Here is a 19,458-nt window from a genome sequence, read left to right as displayed (position 1 = left end):
GAGGGGAATTAAATGGGGATTTTAGTGCATAAATATGGCGGCACATCAGTTGCAAGTACGGATAAAATCAAAAATATTGCTAAAAAAATAGTCGCTGAAAAAGAAAAGGGACATGATCTGGTCGTTGTTGTTTCAGCCATGGGAAAAACCACAGATGATTTGATTGAATTATCAAAAAAAATATCAACTAATCCTGATAAACGAGATCTTGATATGCTCTTATCAACGGGGGAACAAGTATCCATTTCCTTATTATCGATGGCGCTTAAAGAATACGGTGTGGATGCAATTTGTTTAACCGGATTTCAGGCTGGTATCAAAACCCAAGGTCCTCATACAAAAAATAAAATCATTGATATCGACATTGAAAAAGTAAAATCGTATTTAAAAGAAGGAAAAGTTGTCGTCGTCGCAGGATTTCAAGGTATGAATGAAAAAGGTGACATTACAACACTTGGTCGTGGGGGTTCCGATACAACAGCTGTCGCTTTAGCAGCCAAACTACGAGGAGGATGTCATATTTATACGGATGTCGATGGAATCTACTCTGTTGATCCGCGTCTATATAAAGAGGCAAAGAAATTAGATGATATTAGCTATGAAGAAATGATGGAAATGGCGAGTCTTGGAGCTGGAATCATGGAACCAAGAGCTGTTGAAATTGGTTGTAAATATCAAATTCCAATTTATGTAGCATCTAGTCAGCATGATATCACGGGGACAACAATTAGGGGAGTTGATCATAATATGGAGGAGAACGTCATTACAGGATTAAGTATCAGTGACGATGTGTTAATGGTGACTATCAGCAATCTTGAATTTAAGGTTGAAAATATTGCAATAGTTTTTGAAAAATTAGCAGAAGCGAATATTAATGTGGATATGATTAGTCAAACGGCACCGATTAATGGGATCGTCAATCTTTCTTTTACTGCATCAACAGACGATTATGATGTCATGAAGGAAGTCATGCAACAACTAAAAAAACAGTATCAAGAAATTGACATTGAACTTGAAGATGATATTACAAAAGTCTCAGTGATTGGGGTTGGAATGTTGAATCAAAGTGGAGTAACGGGAAAAATATTTAGAATTCTAGCTAATCATCATATCTCATTTAGACAGGTAACGACATCTGAAATCAGCATTTCCTATACCATCAATAAAAAGGATAAGGCAACAACAGTTGCTGTTTTAGCCGGAGAATTAGGCTTATAACTTAGGGGAGTGATTAATTTGAAAAAAGTAAATGTTGCAATTGTAGGGGCGACTGGATTAGTTGGGCAAACTTTTTTAAAGGTACTCGAGGAGCGTCAGTTTCCGATTAATCATTTATATCTACTAGCATCAAGTCGTTCGGTTGGAAAAAAAATCGAGTTTGCTGGGAAAAATTATACAGTGGAAGAGTTAACACCAGATTCCTTTAATAAAGACATTGATATCGCGTTATTTTCAGCAGGTGGAAGCGTCAGCAAACAGTATGCACCGATTGCTGCGGCTCATGGTATACGTGTTGTTGATAACTCGAGTGCTTGGCGAATGAATGACAAGATTCCCTTAGTCGTGCCAGAGGTTAATGCGAATGTATTAACGGAGGATGATTATATTGTTGCAAATCCAAACTGCTCAACCATTCAATGCGTCGTTCCATTACAAGTATTGCATAAAGCTTATCAAATTAAACGAATTGTCTATTCAACGTATCAGGCTGTATCAGGTTCGGGTGTGAAAGGATTAAGGGATTTAGAAAGTGATATTCAAGGAGAAAGGGTGTCATTTTATCCGCATCCGATTGCCTATAATTGTCTACCTCATATCGATGATTTTTTAGATAACGGGTATACAAAAGAAGAAATGAAAATGGTCAATGAAACGAGAAAAATTCTTGGAGATAATAGCCTAAAAATTACAGCCACCACAGTTCGAGTACCTGTTAGATTTGGACATAGTATTGCCATTAATGTCGAGCTTGAACACCCTTTTGAATTAGAAGAGGTAGTTGAAAAATTAAGAGCGGCTGAGGGAATTGTAGTAGTAGATGATGTTGCAAACAATGAATATCCACTTGCTCTTTGTGCTGAGGGAAAAGATGAAGTGTTTGTCGGACGAATTCGTCGTGATTTTAGTGTTGAAAATGGATTAAATTTATGGGTAGTTGCCGATAACATAAGAAAAGGAGCGGCGACAAATACCGTTCAAATTGCACAGCAATTATTAAAATACTTATAAATGTAGCTTTTTACGCAGAAAGAGTTGAACTAGGATGACTAAATTTATTGGAGCAGGAGTCGCATTAATTACGCCGTTTAAAAATGATGAAGTAGATTACGAAGCTCTTCGCGCTTTGATTGAATGGCATATTCAAAATTCCACAGATGCCATTATTGTTTGCGGAACAACTGGTGAATCTGCCACGATGAGTGATACAGAGCGAAAAACGGTGATTAAGTTTACGGTAGAAGTTGTAAAATCTCGTATTCCGGTCATTGCTGGAAGTGGGAGCAATAATACGGCCTACGCGATTGAATTGAGTCGATATTGTGAATTAGTTGGCGTAGATGGTTTGCTTGTCGTGACACCTTATTATAATAAGGCAACAGATTTAGGACTGATCAAACATTATGAAGCTATCGCGTCATCGGTTAAGATTCCAATTATTTTATATAATGTTCCCTCAAGAACAGGAGTTAATTTGAAACCACATGTAGTGAAACAACTGAGCGGGATTAAAAATATTATTGGAATTAAGGAAGCGAGCGGTGATTTTTCACAAGTTGCTGAAATCATGAGATTATGTGGTTCTGATTTTGCGATGTACAGTGGAAATGATGATATGATTGTTCCCATTTTATCGCTTGGCGGAGTCGGTGTAATTTCCGTCGTGAGTAATATTTTACCTAAAGAAACGCATGAACTAGTCATGAGTTATTTACAAGGTGATACGAATAAAGCCTTAAGGTTACAACTTGCGATGAAGTCATTGATTGATGCTTTATTTATCGAAGTAAATCCAATCCCGATCAAAACAGCTATGAATTTGCTGGGAATGAAGGCCGGAACTTTGAGATTACCTTTATGTGAGATGACAGAAGAACATGCAAAAATACTTAAAGAAGAACTTACAGCTTATGGAAAGTGGCACGAGGTGAAGTAACATGATTAGAATTGGACTTAGTGGATGTTTAGGGACGATGGGACAAATTATCAGTGATTTGATTGAACAACAAGATGGGGTAGAGCTAGTGTTTGGAATTGATAAGCGAGCGGGAGAGATTGACGTTTTGTATCCAGTTTTCTCTTTACCAAAGGAAGTTAACCTCTCATGTGATGTCATCATTGATTTTTCAAATGCGGGCAATGTCGATGATTTAATTGATTATTGTATCTCGAATCAGGTGGCGGCTGTTATTGCTACAACAGGGTTAAGTGAGAAGCAAGAAGAAAAGATTAAAGAGGCAGCACGCATCATTCCGATTTTTAGATCGGCCAATACATCGCTTGGAATCAATGTGTTACTTGATTTAGTGAAGAAGGCAACAAGTATTTTAAGTGATAATTTTGATATTGAGATCATTGAAAAACATCATAATAAAAAAGTTGATGCACCGAGTGGAACAGCATATATGATTGCGAGTACGATTAATGAGGAGCTCCATCATTCGATGAAATATAATTATGGCCGTCAAGGAAATGACTCAAAGCGTTTAGAAAATGAAATTGGAATTCATTCAGTTCGTGGTGGAACCATTCCCGGGGAACATATCGTTATTTTTGCTGGCTTAGATGAAGTTATTGAAATCAAACATACTGCATTATCAAAAAAAATATTTGCAAAGCAAGCTATTAAAGCAGCTGAGTTTATTGCCCATAATAAACCACAGTTATATAACATGGGAGATTTAATGAATCAATACTAGGGGGGATTTTTTAGTGATGAAGGAAAAACAGTTATTAACTGATCCATATGAAATTGCACACTTTATTAAAGAAGCAAAAAAAAGTACACCGGTTAAACTTTATATCAAGGGTGACTTAGAAGGTGTGGAGTTTCCGAACTGTAAAGTATTTGGCGAAGGTCATTTTAAAATCGTATTTGGTGAATATAGCGAGATTGAATCTATTTTAGAAAAACATCAAGCTAAGATTGAGTACTATGAAATGGAAAATGACCGTCGTAATTCAGCCATTCCAATATTAGATTTGAAACAGATTAAAGCACGAATTGAACCAGGTGCTATTATTCGAGATCATGTGACGATTGGTGAAAATGCCGTTATTATGATGGGGGCTGTCATTAATATTGGAGCCGAAATCGGTGAAAATACAATGATTGATATGAATGCTGTCGTGGGAGCTCGAGGAACAATTGGAAAAAATGTTCATATCGGAGCGGGATCAGTCATTGCAGGTGTTCTTGAACCACCTAGTAAAACACCTGTGATCATTGAGGATGATGTGATGATTGGAGCCAATGCGGTTATTTTAGAAGGGGTTCGAGTTGGAAAGGGAGCAGTTGTAGCGGCAGGAGCTGTTGTAACGGAAGATGTCTTGCCAAATACCGTAGTAGCGGGAATGCCTGCCAAAGTCATCAAACAAAAAGATGAACAAACAAAAGACAAGGTGAAAATACTAGAAGATTTAAGATAATTTTTAGTCGAATATAAAAAGATTAATCTTAGGTATTATTTCTTAGATTAATCTTTTTATTTTATTTTCTTGCTATGGAGTTAACTCCATACCCTATAATAACTTTGTAATGAAATTTCTAATAGTTATAGTAGGTGAGAAAAGAGAGCACTTTATAGGAATTTTTGAAAAGGGGATTAAAATATGACAAGTGCTTAAGTTAGTAAAAAATATAATATTTCTATTGATACATTACGGTATTATGAGAAGATTGGCCTTCTCCCACCTATAAAGCGTGATTCTAAAGGTTATCGTGTTTATACAGAACAAGATTGTAATTGGATTTATTATATTAAGGTGATGCGAAATGCAGGGGTTTCGATTGAAGCCTTAATCGAATATTTCGGTTTATTTCAAAAAGGGGAATCCACGATTAACAAAAGAAAAACAATTCTTTTAGAACAACGCGATCAACTAGCTAAAAAGGTTCAGGAGATGCAAGACACATTAGCCATGTTAACTCATAAAATTGATATTTATGAGGAACTGCTATTAAAGTTCGAAGATGAAAAGTTAAGAGGATTAGAAAATTAAGAAAGAAGGAATAAAAATGAAACAGGTGACATTAAATAATGGATTGAAAATGCCTATTTTAGGGTTCGGTGTTTACCAAATTACAGATTTAAAAGAGTGTGAACGTGCGGTATTAGATGCGATTGAAGTAGGGTATCGATTAATTGATACCGCACAAGCGTATGGTAATGAGGAGGCAGTCGGAAGAGCTATCAAAAAATCATCGGTTCCAAGAGAGGAATTGTTTATTACCACAAAAGTATGGATTTCAAATGCAAGATATGAAAAAGCAAGGCAATCACTAGAAGAATCATTAAAAAAAATGCAACTTGATTACATCGATTTAGTTCTCATACATCAACCTGTTAATGATTATTATGGAACGTATCGCGCAATGGAGGAAATGTATAAGGAAGGGAAAATTAAGGCGATTGGAGTAAGTAATTTTTATCCGGATCGTTTAGTAGATATTTGTTTATGCAATGAAATTATTCCAGCCGTTAATCAGGTAGAAGTTAATGTCTTTCATCAGCAAACAGATGCTCAGGAGTATATGAAAAAATATAATGTTCAAATGGAGGCATGGGCACCCTTTGCTGAAGGTAAAAACGATATGTTTAATCAACCTCTTTTAAAAGAGATTGGAACGAAATATGGGAAGTCGGTTGCACAAGTTATCTTAAGATGGTTAGTTCAACGTAATATTGTTGTATTAGCTAAATCAGTCCGTAAAGAAAGAATGGAAGAAAATATAAATATTTTTGATTTTGAATTAAGTCACGATGAGATGAACAGGATTAGTGAATTAGATAAGGGTGAAAGTTCATTCTTCTCACACTATGATCCAAATATTATTGAATTTTTAGCTAATCTAAGTAGATAAAGAGTCAGATTAAATTTAAGTTTGATGGTGTAATAAGACAGGTAAGACCCCTAAATCGTAAAATTTCTGATAATTTAAAATGGCAAACCTCAATTATTTAATACTAAATAATTGAGGTTTTTTTTTGATTTTTAATAAAAATATCGAGATGATGAAATCGACTTACGTTACACTATTGGCGGAAACGTTTTTAATTTTTAATCGCTTTCTATAGAAGAATAAAATATAATATGATACTATCATAGTAGAACTTATCGAAAAATGTAGTAAATTGAGTGAAGAGGTTGACAGATGTTTAATTACGAACAAATCAAAAAATTTACTGACGTAGAGATTTTAATCTATAACTATATCATGCAAAATTCTCAAAATATTCGTTATATGACGATTAGAGAACTAGCAGATGCGGTTCATGTTTCGACTTCTGCGATTATGCGCTTTTGCAAAAAACTTGATTGCGAAGGATATGCTGAATTTAAAGTGCAATTTAAAATGCATTTAGAAGAAATAAAAGAAAAACAACCATTAAACGATATTTCAGAAATCATACATTATTTTCAAAGTGTTAATAATGAGGAATTTGAGCAAAATATTAGTCAAGTTGCGCAATTAGTGAGTCAAGCCAAACAAATTATCTTTGTAGGGATTGGAACATCAGGAATTCTTGGAAAGTACGGAGCACGCTATTTTTCAAACATTGGAAAATTTAGTTACTTTATCGACGATCCATTTTACCCAAACATCGGAGGAATTAGCGATGATGCTGTTGTCATCATGCTATCGGTATCAGGAGAAACTGAACAGACATTAAACTTGGCCAGATTCTTTTTACAACAACGTTGTACGTTAGTTAGTATTACCAATAGTACAAACTCAACGTTAGCTAAAATGTCCCAATATAATCTATCGTATTATATGACCAACCAAAAAAATCAAAAAGAATATGATATTACAACTCAGGTTCCAGTCGTTTTTATTTTAGAATCCATTGGAAGAAGACTGACGTTAAATGCGTAAACACAGGCTATTGTGTTACGCATTTTTTATTGTCACAAGTTGTTTCGTTTTGGGAACAAATATCAAAGCGATGTTACAAATGCTTATCGCTTACAAAAATAATGACAGAAAGGGCTTTATTAAATACAATAGGTATGCAACACAGTTAGAGAATTAGATGGAGGTATTACAAATGGCAATCGATTATAGCCAAACGGCAAAAGAATTAGTTGCTGCCTTAGGTGGCAATGAAAATATTAACAATGTAACACATTGTGCAACACGTTTACGTTTTATTTTAAAAGATCATTCAGTTGTTGATAAAGAAACAGCAAGTAAAATTAAAGGAGTTATTACAACAGTAGAAGCTGGAGGACAGTTCCAAGTTGTTATCGGAAACCACGTTAAGGATGCGTATGAGCAAGTTTTAAAATTAGTTGATGTAAGTGAAGAAAAAGGATCAACTTCAACTGAAAAAGTAGGAGTATTTAGTAAAATTATTGATATTATTTCAAGTATCTTCGCACCATTCTTATACACATTAGCTGCTTGTGGGATTTTACAAGGAATCTTAGGGGTACTAGTTGCGTTAGAGTGGATTGATACAGCAGGTGGAACATACCAAGTCCTAAACTTTATTTCTTGGACAGCGTTCACATTCTTGCCAGTTTTAATTTCGATTACAGCAGCGAAAAAATTTAAAATTAATGAGTTTATTGCTGTTGTTATTGCCTGTGCGTTAATTTCACCAGATTATAATGCAATGGTAAATGACGGAACACAGTTAAGCTTCTTAGGAATTCAAATTCAGATGTTAAGTTATACATCATCAGTTATCCCAGTTATTTTAGCAGTATGGGTAGCCTCTTATGTAGCAAGATTCTTTGAAAAAATCTTACCAACTGTTATTCGTAACTTATTTACACCAATGTTTACAATTGCTATCATGGTTCCATTTACGTTATTAGTATTCGGGCCATTCGGAGCAACAATTGGTGGAGCAATTGGAGATACATACAATTACTTATATAACTTAAGCCCAATCGTGGCAGGTATTATTGTGGGTGGACTTTGGCAAGTATTAGTTATCTTCGGGGTACATTGGGGAATCACACCTGTTACAGTTGGAAACTATGCATCACTTGGATATGATACATTTACGGCACTTCAAGCATCTGCAGTCTTCTCACAAGCCGGAGCAGCATTTGGAGTCTTCTTAAAAACAAAAGATAAAGAATTAAAAGACGTTTCATTACCAGCCGCTATTACAGCCGTATTCGGAATTACAGAACCTGTTGTTTATGGAGTTAACTTACGTCTGAAAAAACCAATGATCTGTGGATGTATTGCGGGAGCAATTGGTGGAGCTATTGCAGGAGCATTCAATGCTGTATCTTGGAGCTATAACATGCCTGGTATTGCAACAATCCCTGCTTTCTTCAAGGCAGGACACATGACACCATTCATTGGTTTCTTAATTTCAATCGTTGTTTCATTCGTACTTGGTATGGTCTTAACAATGATCGTTGGATTTAAAGAGGATAACAAATAAGGAGGTAACAAACATGAGTCAATTACCTAAAAACTTTCTATGGGGTGGAGCTGTTGCAGCCCACCAAGTAGAAGGTGGTTACAACAAAGGTGGTAAAGGAATCAGCATCGTTGATGTTCTAACGGGGGGAGCACATGGTGTAGACCGAATTATTACTGAAACGATTGAAGAGGGAAAATATTATCCAAATCATGAAGCCGTTGATTTTTATGGTCATTATAAAGAAGATATTGCATTATTTGCAGAACTTGGATTCAAATGTTTTAGAACATCAATCGCTTGGACACGAATCTTTCCAAAAGGTGATGAATTAGAACCAAATGAAGAAGGGTTAAAATTCTATGACGATTTATTTGATGAGTTATTAAAATATAATATTGAACCAGTTATCACCTTATCTCACTTTGAAATGCCACATCATTTAGTTAAAGAATATGGTGGATGGAAAAATCGTAAAGTGATTGACTTCTTTGTTAGATATAGTGAAGTGGTCATGAAACGTTACAAAGATAAAGTGAAATACTGGATGACCTTCAATGAAATCAATAATCAAAAAAATTATAAATATCCACTGTTTGGATATACTTGTTCAGGCGTTATCTTCAATGAAGATGAAAATCCAGAACAATGCATGTACCAAGTCGTGCATCATCAATTAGTCGCAAGTGCTAAAGTTGTAAAATTGGGACATGAAATTAATCCAGATTTCCAAATTGGATGTATGATGGCTTGCGTTCCATTATATCCATACTCTTGTAAACCAGAAGACATGATGTATTCAGTAGAATCGATGCATGATCGTTACCTATTCTCTGATGTTCATGTACGAGGAGAATACCCATCTTATGCCATTAAGGAATGGGAACGTAAAGGATTCAATATCCACATGGAACCAGAGGATAAAGATATCTTAAAAGCTGGAATCGTCGATTACATTGGATTAAGTTACTACATGACAAATGCGGTCAAAGCAGGTGCGGTTGTAGAAGGGAATGGATTAGATGGATTCCCTGGAAGTGTGCCAAATCCACACGTTAAATCATCAGATTGGGGATGGCAAATTGACCCGATTGGATTACGTTATGCCTTAAACTTATTATACGAACGTTATCAAAAACCATTATTCATCGTTGAAAATGGATTTGGAGCAATCGATAAAGTCGAGGAAGATGGATCAATTAACGATGATTACCGCATTGATTACTTAAAAGCACACATTGAAGAAATGAAAAAAGCTGTCACTTTAGATGGTGTTGATTTAATGGGATATACACCTTGGGGATGTATTGACTGTGTATCATTCACTACGGGTGAATATAAAAAACGTTACGGATTCATTTATGTTGATAAACATGATGATGGATCAGGAACCATGAAACGTATGAAAAAGAAAAGTTTTAACTGGTATAAAAACGTCATTCAGACAAATGGAGAAGAACTATAATAAAAAAAGGTGCTACCGTGTAGGTGCACCTTTTTTGTTACTCTGATTCTAAAGTAGCTCCAATGGCAGCTACAATAGCACCAAATGTTTGAATCCAACTTCCGATAAAAATATAGATATTTCCTCTGATTTTAAATCCTTGTAACAGTTCGTATCCACCATATGCCTGTAAGCTATTCCCAAAAGTTTGTGTAAAGTTGCCGTAAGCACTCAGTAATTCTGTAGGATTGTTAGATTCTTTGAGTTCGCTAATACCAGCTAAGTATGCGCCATAGCCTTGTAAGAGATTTCCAACGATAATGAGTTGATAAACCTCATCTTTTTCAAGTTCTGATTGAAGGCTATAAAGGACTGCAAGATTTCCACTGGCTCCAATTTCGTTTCCGATTGTTCCAAGTAAAGAATCATTTCCTAATGCTTCAATTCCATTACCAGAAGCTTGTAGAATGTTTCCCCACTGACCTAAGTCGGTCACTAAATTTTGAGCCTCTTCCTCAGTTAGAAAATTTGATCCTAAAAAGGTGCCATCAAAATCAATGTCGGTAAAAAAGGGGGAAATCCCGAGGGATGCAACAACTGTTCCAGTTGCATCAATCCAGGCTCCAACTATTTCATCCATTGTGGTCTGTTTCATGATAATCTCCTCCCTTGAACTCACTTATTATTATTCTAAGTCGCTTTAATGATTTCGAGCGTGTACAGGCCTACTTTTGAAGTAAAATTAAGACACAGGGATAGATTCTGCCACCAGATAGATATAATTAAAGAGATTTTTTTTAACAATGAAAAATCTCCTAATTAATGAAAGATTATGTCTCATACTGTCCATTAAAAAGCTTAAGTCGTGAGGGTAAAGATAAAAAGTAAAAAAAATATATAGATATATAGAAAAAGTCCACTTAATATATAATATTGAAAATTGAATGCGCTAACAGGGTGAATTAAAATAGAGCTATAGTTGATAAAACTTAATTCAAAAATAATAGTCCGTGGGGGAAAAATAATGAAGGATATGTTTTTAACGAAAAATAAATTACAAGCTCGTACCGATGAAATCGCATCTTATCGTTATCGAGAAGGATTCAGCTTAGGGACTTTAGAAATAAAAGAAGATGTATCAGGTGAAGTTAATCCAGCTTTAGTTCATGAATTTGATGGTGAAATTGCCATTGGAGATCGTTGGTCAGGTCGCGATAAATACTTATGGTTACATAAAAACGTAACAATCCCAGCAAACTGGAGCGGAAAAAAAGTTTTAGGAATTTTTGATTATGGAAATACAGGAGCCGGAAATAATTCCGGATTTGAATCGTTACTTTATGTGAATGGGGAACCTTTCCAAGGGGTTGATAGTAATCATAAAGAAGTCTTCTTCAAAGAAGAACACATTGGACAAGAAATTTCATTACAATTCCGTTTATGGTCAGGTCTTGAAGGTGGAGGAGTGCCAACATCACAAGAACACCGTATTAATTGTGCAATGATCGCCTGGTTAGATGAAAAAATTGACGATTTATACTATAATGCGCACGTTATTTTAGAAACGTTAGACATTTTAGATGAATTTAATCCTGTCCGTGCTAAATTACAAAAGGCATTAAATGATAGTTATAAATTAATTGATTGGTCATACCCAGGATCAGAATCATTCTATGAATCGTTACACGAAGCAAGCGATTTATTAAATGAGTTAATTGATCGCATTGGAAAGCATTCAGATATTCATGTCACTTGTATTGGTCATACTCATATTGACGTGGCATGGTTATGGCGTTTAAAACATACGAAAGAAAAATGTGCGCGTTCATTCTCAACAGTAATGCGTTTAATGGAACAATATCCAGAATATATTTTCTTACAAACTCAACCACAACTTTATGAATATGTAAAACATAACTATCCTGATTTATATGAAAAAATCAAAGCTAAAGTAGCGGATGGACAATGGGAAGTTGATGGGGGAATGTGGGTTGAAGCAGACTGTAACTTAACATCAGGTGAGTCATTAACGCGTCAAATCTTAGTCGGAAGCAAGTTCATTAAAGATGAGTTTGGAAAAGATGTTGAATATTTATGGTTACCAGATGTCTTTGGTTATTCATGGGCGTTACCTCAGATTTTAAAGAAATCAGGAATTGATACATTTATGACAACTAAAATTAGTTGGAATCAATATAATCGTATGCCGCATGATACGTTCCATTGGAGAGGAATTGATGGAAGTGAAGTCCTAACTCACTTTATTACAACACCTGAACCATGGAGTGAACCAGGATCTTGGTTCTATACGTACAATGGTCGTATTAGTCCAAAAATCGTTAAGGGAGTATTTGATGCTTACAGTGAAAAAGAGTTAACGAATGAATTGTTAATTTCTTACGGATTTGGAGATGGTGGAGGTGGTGTTAACCGTGATATGTTAGAATATCGTCGCCGTATTGACAAGATGCCAGGACTTCCAAATATTAAAACAGGAACAGCATCAGATTACTTTAAAAACTTACATGAAAAAGTTAAAAATACAGATTCATATGTTCATACATGGGACGGAGAACTTTATTTAGAATATCACCGTGGAACCTATACATCTCAAGCTTATAATAAGAAAACAAATCGTCAATTAGAATTATTATATCGTCAGGCTGAATGGTTAATGGCAATGGCAGGTATTGAAAAAGATGAATTAGCTGCTGTTAAACAAGATCAATTAACAGAAGGATGGAAAATCATCTTATGTAATCAATTCCATGACATCATTCCAGGATCTTCAATTCGTGAAGTATATGAAGATTGTCATGATGATTATGAACGTGCAGAATGTTTAGCGACTGATTTACAAGCTGAAGCTTTAACAACATTCTCAAAAACATCAGCTCATACTTGGACGATTATGAATAACATGAACTGGAATCGTACAGAATTAGTGACAATCGATATCAAAGCGGACGGTACTTGGTACGATATTGATGGTAATCTGTTAAAGGCACAAAAACAAGAATCAAGCTGGGTGGTAGAAGTAAAAGATGTACCAGCGATGGGATGGACAACTATCCGTTTTGAAGAAGGAACAAGTAAAGAAGAAGCATCTGTTTTCAATGTAACGGAAAATAAAGTTGAAACACCATTCTATATCATCACATTAAATGAAGCGGGACAAATGACATCTATTTACGATAAAGAAGCAGATGTTGAAGTGTTAGCACAGGGAGAATGTGGAAATGTCTTACAAATGTTTGAAGATAAACCATTAGCACATGAAGCATGGGACATCGATTTATTCTACCAAGAAAAAATGCGCGAAGTAACAAATCTTCAATCGATTGAAGTCATTAATCAAGGAGCACTTCAAATCGATCTAAAATTAACATGGAAATACATGAGCACAACAATTGTACAAGATTTAATTCTTTATGCTAATAACAAGCGTATTGATTTTAAAACATGGGTAGATTGGCGTGAACGTAAACAATTATTAAAAGTTGCCTTCCCGGTCAATGTTCGTGCGACTTATGCAACGTATGATATTCAATACGGAAACGTGCGTCGTGCAACGAACTGGAATACAAGTTGGGAACAAGCGCGTTTTGAAACAGTCGCTCATAAATGGGTAGACTTATCAGAACGTGGATATGGAGTTAGCTTAATGAATGATTGTAAATACGGTCATGACATTAAAGATAATGTGATGCGTTTAACCTTATTAAAAGCAGCTACTCATCCAGACGTAGAACAAGATCAAGGTGAACATGAATTCACATACTCATTATTACCACATATCGGGGATTGGGTAGACGTTGATACAGAAAAGGCATCATGGGCGATTAATCAACCCTTACAAGCCATTGAAAAAGATTTAGGAACACGTCAATTCATGACCGTAGATAGTGACCAAGTTATTGTAGATGCCATCAAACGTAGTGAAGATGGAGAATACTTAGTGGTTCGAATACATGAATACACAGGTGGAAAAGATAACGTCACTGTATCACTTAACTTTGATGTTAAAGCATGGGCAGAAGCGGATTTACGCGAACGTTCAATTGAAGAATTTAAATCAACACCAATTGAATTAAAAGTAAAACCATATGAAATCAAAACAATTTTAATTAAAGCATAACAAAAAAGTCCTTAACCGCTAGACAGTCTAGTCGTTAAGGACAATTTTTATGAGGAGAATGATGAGATGTTAGAAACTAAAGTGAAAAGATATCAATACGGTAACCCATTTCAAACTGATGCCGTCGTCATCAAACTGCCAATCTATCACGAACCCTTACAAAAACTATCGCATGAAAATGGGAATTTTATCTACAAATTAGAAAAAGGGGCTGCCGTTTATGGGCTTGGGGAAAGTGTGCGCGGAATTAATAAACGCGGTTGGTTTTACACAAGTTTTTGTACGGATGATGATATGCATACTGAAAATAAACACGCCCTTTACGGATCACATAACTTTTTAATTTGCAATGAATCACAACCATTCGGAATTTTTATCGATTATCCTGGAAAAGTTCATTTTGATATCGGATATACGGATTTGGATACCTTAATGATTGAGCCTGAGATGATGAATCTAGATCTTTATTTGATTGAAGGTCAGAATGTTCTAGAAATTATACAGACTTTTAGAACACTCATCGGGCAAAGCTATATCCCACCAAAATGGGCTTTTGGTTACCAGCAAAGTCGTTGGAGTTATGAAACGGCAGATGAAATACGAGAAGTCGCTTACCATTTCAAAAAACATGAAATCCCATTAGATAGCATTTATTTAGATATCGACTACATGCAAAACTTAAAAGATTTCACAGTTGATCCTCATAAGTTTCCTGATTTTGAAAATCTGGTAGCAGAGTTAAAAGAGGAAGGAATTCATCTGATTCCGATTATCGATGCCGGTGTCAAAGCAGAAGCAGGATATGAAATTTATGAGGAAGGCATAAAAAATGGATACTTTATTAAAAATGAGGATGGAACACCATTTGAAGCAGCTGTTTGGCCAGGAAAAGTTCATTTTCCAGACTTTTTAAATAAAGAAACACGCACTTGGTTTGGGATGAAATATAAAACGTTAATCGATAAAGGTATTGAGGGGTTTTGGAATGATATGAATGAACCATCGATTTTTTATACGCCAAATGCGATGAAACAAGCGATGGATTCAGTGCTGGAAAATAAAGAAAAAAATATTGATTTAGGTTTATTTTTCGGTATTAAAGATCAATTTAGTAATATCTTAAATAAGCCAGAATACTTTAAAGAAATGTATCATGATACAGACCAAGGGTTTGTATGCCATCATGAGGTTCATAATCTTTATGGATATAATATGACACGTGCTGCTGCGGAAGCTTTTGATGTGATTAAAGAAGAGCGGATGTTGTTATTCTCACGTGCCTCTTCAACCGGAATGCACCGATTTAGTGGAATTTGGACAGGCGATAACCGTTCTTGGTGGTCACATTTATTATTAAATATTAAAATGATGCCATCTCTTAATATGTGTGGATATCTATATAGTGGAGCTGATATCGGGGGATTTAGTGATAATACAACCGAAGACCTGTTAACAAGATGGTTACAGTTTGGAATCTTTACACCATTAATGCGTAATCATACGGCTAAATATACAAGAGCCCAAGAACCGTATCGTTTCAAAAGTATGGCTGTCATGCGTCATTTCATTTGCTTACGCTATGTATTGGTGAATCATTTATATAGTGAATATATGAAAGCTTGCTTAAGCAACACTTTATATTTTAAAGCGTTAGCCTTTGAGTATTCGGATGATATTTCAAAAGAAATAGAAGACCAACTCCTACTTGGAGATGGACTCATGATTGCACCTATTTATGAACAAAACAAAACAGGACGTGTTGTCTATTTCCCAGAAGAGATGTTATGTGTTCGTTTTACAACTGAAAAAACGTATCAACTTGAATTAATGAAACAAGGGCATCACTATGTTAGCATGCCAATAGATCAATTGGTTATCTTTATTCGTCCTAATCATTTATTAATTTTAAATGATGAAGAACAAAATGTGTCTCAGCTTGATAATCATCAAATTGAAATCATCGCTCATGTTCAAACAACGTGTGAAGGACGTTATTATGAAGATAATGGTCTAGTTAAAAATCCAAAACTAGAAGATGGATTAAGTCAAATCAACATTAACATTGAAAATAATGAAGTAGGTACACAGTGGCAAAAATCAAAGAATAGCCAACTGAACCACGTCACTTACACTGTGTATGATGCCAAGCAAAATGAGATTTTCATTCATACTGAAAATTTATAAAAAAAAAGGATTCTCAAATTTTGAGAATCCTTTTTTAAGTACACTTTATTTAGTTAGTCAATTTTAGACTTGTCCTAGGAAAACTTGTACAACAAGTGCGACAATAACAACAATAGCTGAAATAATGAATCCGTGAAGCATAGGAAGGAAACCTGACTTCGTAACATCGCGAATATCTGTTTTTAATCCAATTGAAGCTAGTGCCATGACCATAAAGAACTTACTTAATGTTGAAAGAGTTGAGCTTAGTGCCGCTGGGATAATACCAACACTGTTTAGGATAGCTGCCCCTAAGAATAATAAAATAAACCAAGGGAATATCTTTTTTAAATTAATTTTCTTTTGTTCACCTGATACAGCTGAATTTTGTTTTTGTTTTAATCGTTCATTTAAATATGAGAAAGCTAATACAACCGGAATGATTGATAATGTACGTGTTAATTTTACAATCGTTGCAAAATCACCTGCAGCATCGCTATAAGCGTATCCTGCGGCAACAACAGAAGATGTATCGTTTACAGCTGTACCTGCCCATAATCCGAATGCCATATCACTCAATCCAAGTGCTGCTCCCATAATAGGGAATAAAATAACCATTACAACATCAAAGATAAATGTTGCAGAAATAGCATAAGCGACATCTGAATCTTCAGCATCGATAACTTGTGATAAGGTAGCAACAGCCGTTCCACCACAAATTCCTGTTCCTGCTGAAATTAATGAACTAAGTTTCCAGTCCATTTTGAAAAGCTTTCCAAATAAATAACCAAATCCAAATGCTGCTGCTAAAGTAAATACCATGACAACAAGTGAGTATTTACCAACATGAATAATTTGACTAATACTTAAGCTAGTTCCTAATAAGACAATTGCAACTTTTAAAAGTTTTTTTGAACTAAATGTAATTCCAGCTCTATATTTTGTATCATCCTTCATAAAAAAGTTAAGGGCCATCCCTACTAAAAGTGCAAATACACTAGCCCCGATGATATGAATATATTGATTTAGTAACGTTGCGATAATAGCAATCGCTAATGAAAGAAGAACCCCAGGTATGACTTTTTTCATAAAAACCTCCTATTTTTTAACATAACTTTACAATAACATGCAAAAATGTATAAAATCAAATTATACATTTTTATATGACTATAATATTTTTTTATAGGAGGTACCTATGATTGATTATCGATTACTTACTTTTATTGATGTGTGTGAAACAAGAAATTTAACAAAAACAGCGAAACACTTATGTTTAACGCAGCCTGCTGTTACACAACATATTAAATATTTAGAAGAAACTTATAATACGAAATTATTCGTTTATGAAGGAAAAAAAATGCAGATTACAGAATCGGCACACGCCCTTTTACAGTATGCATTAAAAACACAGGCACTGCTCAAATCAGCTGAAGCTGAAATATATGAATTAAAAACAAAACAGGTTAAGTTAAATTTTGGCGCAACATTAACGATTGCAGACTATGTCATGCCAACGATATTAGATGCACACTTAAAACGATTTCCAGACATTCAACTTAACTTTAAAGTTCAAAATACATCCCATTTAATTGAAGATCTTTTAAAAGGTAAAATTGAATTTGCATTCATCGAAGGTTATTTTGACAAGGAACAATTTGAACACCATTTACTAAAGAAGGATGATTTCATTTTAGTAACATCAATTAATAGTGCACTAAATGAAACAATTACATTAGAAGAATTGAAGAAGCAAAGACTCATTATTCGTGAGTTTGGATCTGGAAGTCGCGATATTTTAGAAAAATTATTGGCTAATACTAATAGTTCACTCAATCAGTTTAGACAACTTGATGAAATTGGAAGTCTAAAACTATTGAAACATCTTGTCAAACAAAACCATGGTGTCACGTTTATCTATAAAGAAGCTGTCAAAGAAGAATTAGAAAGAAATGAATTAAAACAAATTCAGATTGATGGAATTAACCTCAGTCGAGAATTCAATTTCGTCTACTTAAAATCATCCTTACACAAAGAAAAGTATCAAAAATTTTTTAGGTTTGCCAAAGATAAGTTAACAGATATTGATTTATCAATTGGAGAAGGATAATTTTTAAATCGAGAATTAAAGTTAGTTGACAAAGAAGTAATTGGTGAATAAAATGGAAAGATATTTAGTGATGTATAGATAACAATTAAAACATTACACTATTAAAATGGTTATATTTATTACATCATACTGACATTTTTTCTGATGAGAATTAAAGTAAATGAGTGAGGCAGTGAATGAGTAGAAATTTTAGTTTGTTAGGAAGAGATGATATGAGGAGAAGGTCAAAATTCAGACAATTAATTGGCATTTTGATGGTATTACTTTTTATCATAGCCCCTAATGATTGCATCAGAGCATCCGATAAAATAAAAGTCGCTTTTTATGAATATTATCCGTATTATTATCTGAATGAACAATTACAACCTTCGGGTTATTATCATGATTTAATGAATTTGATTGCAAATGATTTGAATCTTGATTATGAATATGTTGATGTCCCTATTAATCAGGCTTTAGATAAGTTAAAAAATAAGGAAATAGATCTTTTATTTGGAATTTCCTCTACTCCCAAAAGACAAGAAGAATATCTGTTTAGTAAGTATTATATTAACATTAATAGAGTTGGATTGTTTACTAACCACAATATTAGATATGGAGATTTAGAGGCATTAAACGGAATGACGATTGGGTTTATTGAAAATGAACAAAATTATCAACGATTGTTAAATATGCTAGAGGGAAAAAATATTAATGTCAATCTGAAAATTGTCGATTCATATGAAAGTACTTTAAATTTATTCCGTCATCATCAAGTAGATGCTATTCTTTATTCAGCTGAATATACAGATTTAGATAAGAAGTATCGTAATATCTTTGAATTTTCTACAGGCTCTTTTTACATTGTTACAAATAAGGAAAATAAAGAGTTGATGACGAAAATTGATTCTTATTTCGAACAATATGATTCCCTTCCAAATAATCCGATTCATAAGCTTTACGAGAGTTATTTTAATTTATATAAGCAAAAAAGTGATTTATTTATTTTGATTATTAC

Annotated in this window: 15 protein-coding genes and 1 pseudogene; 14 read left to right on the top strand and 2 right to left on the bottom strand. The window is 34.3% G+C overall.

The features are described 5' to 3' along the window. The first annotated feature begins 12 nt into the window (after positions 1-12). The 10 genes and pseudogenes from HMPREF9402_RS06110 to HMPREF9402_RS06065 all read left to right on the top strand — a co-directional run bounded on the left by HMPREF9402_RS06110 (position 13) and on the right by HMPREF9402_RS06065 (position 10,074). Complete coding sequence (locus tag HMPREF9402_RS06110) at positions 13-1,218, top strand: aspartate kinase (RefSeq protein WP_009606866.1); 1,206 nt, start codon at positions 13-15, stop codon at positions 1,216-1,218. An 18-nt stretch (positions 1,219-1,236) separates the two neighbouring features. Next, entirely contained in the window at positions 1,237-2,229 is a 993-nt protein-coding gene (locus tag HMPREF9402_RS06105) for an aspartate-semialdehyde dehydrogenase (protein ID WP_009606870.1), read from the top strand. A 34-nt stretch (positions 2,230-2,263) separates the two neighbouring features. Next, a complete protein-coding gene (dapA, locus tag HMPREF9402_RS06100; protein WP_009606849.1) occupies positions 2,264-3,154 on the top strand; it encodes a 4-hydroxy-tetrahydrodipicolinate synthase in 891 nt (296 codons plus the stop codon). Between the two features lies 1 nt (position 3,155). Then, on the top strand, positions 3,156-3,917 hold the full coding sequence (gene dapB, locus HMPREF9402_RS06095) for a 4-hydroxy-tetrahydrodipicolinate reductase (protein WP_009606875.1): 762 nt from the start codon (positions 3,156-3,158) through the stop codon (positions 3,915-3,917). 13 nt (positions 3,918-3,930) lie between these two features. After that, complete coding sequence (gene dapD, locus HMPREF9402_RS06090) at positions 3,931-4,647, top strand: 2,3,4,5-tetrahydropyridine-2,6-dicarboxylate N-acetyltransferase (RefSeq protein WP_009606850.1); 717 nt, start codon at positions 3,931-3,933, stop codon at positions 4,645-4,647. A 210-nt stretch (positions 4,648-4,857) separates the two neighbouring features. Beyond that, positions 4,858-5,220, top strand: a pseudogene (locus HMPREF9402_RS14870) (MerR family transcriptional regulator); the annotation flags it as partial. Positions 5,221-5,236: 16 nt separating this feature from the next. Further along, positions 5,237-6,082, top strand: a complete 846-nt coding sequence (locus HMPREF9402_RS06080) for an aldo/keto reductase (RefSeq protein ID WP_009606865.1) — start codon at positions 5,237-5,239, stop codon at positions 6,080-6,082. Positions 6,083-6,373: 291 nt separating this feature from the next. Further along, positions 6,374-7,099: a MurR/RpiR family transcriptional regulator gene (locus tag HMPREF9402_RS06075; RefSeq protein ID WP_006784774.1), complete on the top strand. Its 726-nt coding sequence runs from the start codon at positions 6,374-6,376 to the stop codon at positions 7,097-7,099. A 172-nt stretch (positions 7,100-7,271) separates the two neighbouring features. Beyond that, positions 7,272-8,630: a PTS transporter subunit EIIC gene (locus tag HMPREF9402_RS06070; RefSeq protein WP_006784773.1), complete on the top strand. Its 1,359-nt coding sequence runs from the start codon at positions 7,272-7,274 to the stop codon at positions 8,628-8,630. A gap of 13 nt (positions 8,631-8,643) precedes the next feature. Next, entirely contained in the window at positions 8,644-10,074 is a 1,431-nt protein-coding gene (locus tag HMPREF9402_RS06065) for a 6-phospho-beta-glucosidase (RefSeq protein ID WP_006784772.1), read from the top strand. A gap of 37 nt (positions 10,075-10,111) precedes the next feature. Here HMPREF9402_RS06065 and HMPREF9402_RS06060 read toward each other — a convergent pair whose 3' ends face one another. Then, complete coding sequence (locus HMPREF9402_RS06060; RefSeq protein ID WP_009606876.1) at positions 10,112-10,708, bottom strand: DUF6944 family repetitive protein; 597 nt, start codon at positions 10,706-10,708, stop codon at positions 10,112-10,114. Between the two features lie 369 nt (positions 10,709-11,077). Here HMPREF9402_RS06060 and HMPREF9402_RS06055 point away from each other — a divergent pair, with 369 nt between their 5' ends. Both HMPREF9402_RS06055 and HMPREF9402_RS06050 read left to right on the top strand, forming a co-directional pair. Beyond that, positions 11,078-14,191 (top strand): alpha-mannosidase, encoded by a 3,114-nt coding sequence (locus HMPREF9402_RS06055; RefSeq protein ID WP_009606861.1) that lies wholly within the window; start codon positions 11,078-11,080, stop codon positions 14,189-14,191. A gap of 66 nt (positions 14,192-14,257) precedes the next feature. Next, entirely contained in the window at positions 14,258-16,375 is a 2,118-nt protein-coding gene (locus tag HMPREF9402_RS06050; RefSeq protein ID WP_009606871.1) for a glycoside hydrolase family 31 protein, read from the top strand. Positions 16,376-16,438: 63 nt separating this feature from the next. Here HMPREF9402_RS06050 and HMPREF9402_RS06045 read toward each other — a convergent pair whose 3' ends face one another. Further along, positions 16,439-17,443 carry a YeiH family protein gene (locus tag HMPREF9402_RS06045; protein ID WP_009606874.1) on the bottom strand — a complete coding sequence of 335 codons (1,005 nt, stop codon included), beginning with the start codon at positions 17,441-17,443 and terminating at the stop codon, positions 16,439-16,441. Between the two features lie 106 nt (positions 17,444-17,549). Between HMPREF9402_RS06045 and HMPREF9402_RS06040 the strand changes: the two genes are divergently transcribed. Together HMPREF9402_RS06040 and HMPREF9402_RS06035 are read left to right on the top strand one after the other, a co-directional pair. Further along, positions 17,550-18,461, top strand: a complete 912-nt coding sequence (locus HMPREF9402_RS06040) for a LysR family transcriptional regulator (protein WP_006784767.1) — start codon at positions 17,550-17,552, stop codon at positions 18,459-18,461. A 212-nt stretch (positions 18,462-18,673) separates the two neighbouring features. After that, positions 18,674-19,458 (top strand): transporter substrate-binding domain-containing protein (locus tag HMPREF9402_RS06035; RefSeq protein ID WP_009606851.1); only part of this gene is annotated, 785 nt, incomplete at its 3' end.

It is taken from the genome of Turicibacter sp. HGF1 (assembly GCF_000191865.1).
Taxonomy (GTDB): Bacteria; Bacillota_I; Bacilli_A; order MOL361; family Turicibacteraceae; genus Turicibacter; species Turicibacter sanguinis.
Note: the sequence above shows the minus strand (reverse complement) of the source record. Positions and strands in the feature narration are given on the sequence as shown.

Coding starts and splice junctions, on each gene's coding strand:
- HMPREF9402_RS06050 (WP_009606871.1), top strand. CDS start 14,258: ATGTTAGAAACTAAAGTGAAAAGATATCAATACGGTAACCCATTTCAA.
- HMPREF9402_RS06080 (WP_009606865.1), top strand. CDS start 5,237: ATGAAACAGGTGACATTAAATAATGGATTGAAAATGCCTATTTTAGGG.
- HMPREF9402_RS06075 (WP_006784774.1), top strand. CDS start 6,374: ATGTTTAATTACGAACAAATCAAAAAATTTACTGACGTAGAGATTTTA.
- dapB (WP_009606875.1), top strand. CDS start 3,156: ATGATTAGAATTGGACTTAGTGGATGTTTAGGGACGATGGGACAAATT.
- HMPREF9402_RS06060 (WP_009606876.1), bottom strand. CDS start 10,708: ATGAAACAGACCACAATGGATGAAATAGTTGGAGCCTGGATTGATGCA.
- HMPREF9402_RS06065 (WP_006784772.1), top strand. CDS start 8,644: ATGAGTCAATTACCTAAAAACTTTCTATGGGGTGGAGCTGTTGCAGCC.
- HMPREF9402_RS06045 (WP_009606874.1), bottom strand. CDS start 17,443: ATGAAAAAAGTCATACCTGGGGTTCTTCTTTCATTAGCGATTGCTATT.
- HMPREF9402_RS06110 (WP_009606866.1), top strand. CDS start 13: ATGGGGATTTTAGTGCATAAATATGGCGGCACATCAGTTGCAAGTACG.
- dapA (WP_009606849.1), top strand. CDS start 2,264: ATGACTAAATTTATTGGAGCAGGAGTCGCATTAATTACGCCGTTTAAA.
- HMPREF9402_RS06040 (WP_006784767.1), top strand. CDS start 17,550: ATGATTGATTATCGATTACTTACTTTTATTGATGTGTGTGAAACAAGA.
- HMPREF9402_RS06055 (WP_009606861.1), top strand. CDS start 11,078: ATGAAGGATATGTTTTTAACGAAAAATAAATTACAAGCTCGTACCGAT.
- HMPREF9402_RS06070 (WP_006784773.1), top strand. CDS start 7,272: ATGGCAATCGATTATAGCCAAACGGCAAAAGAATTAGTTGCTGCCTTA.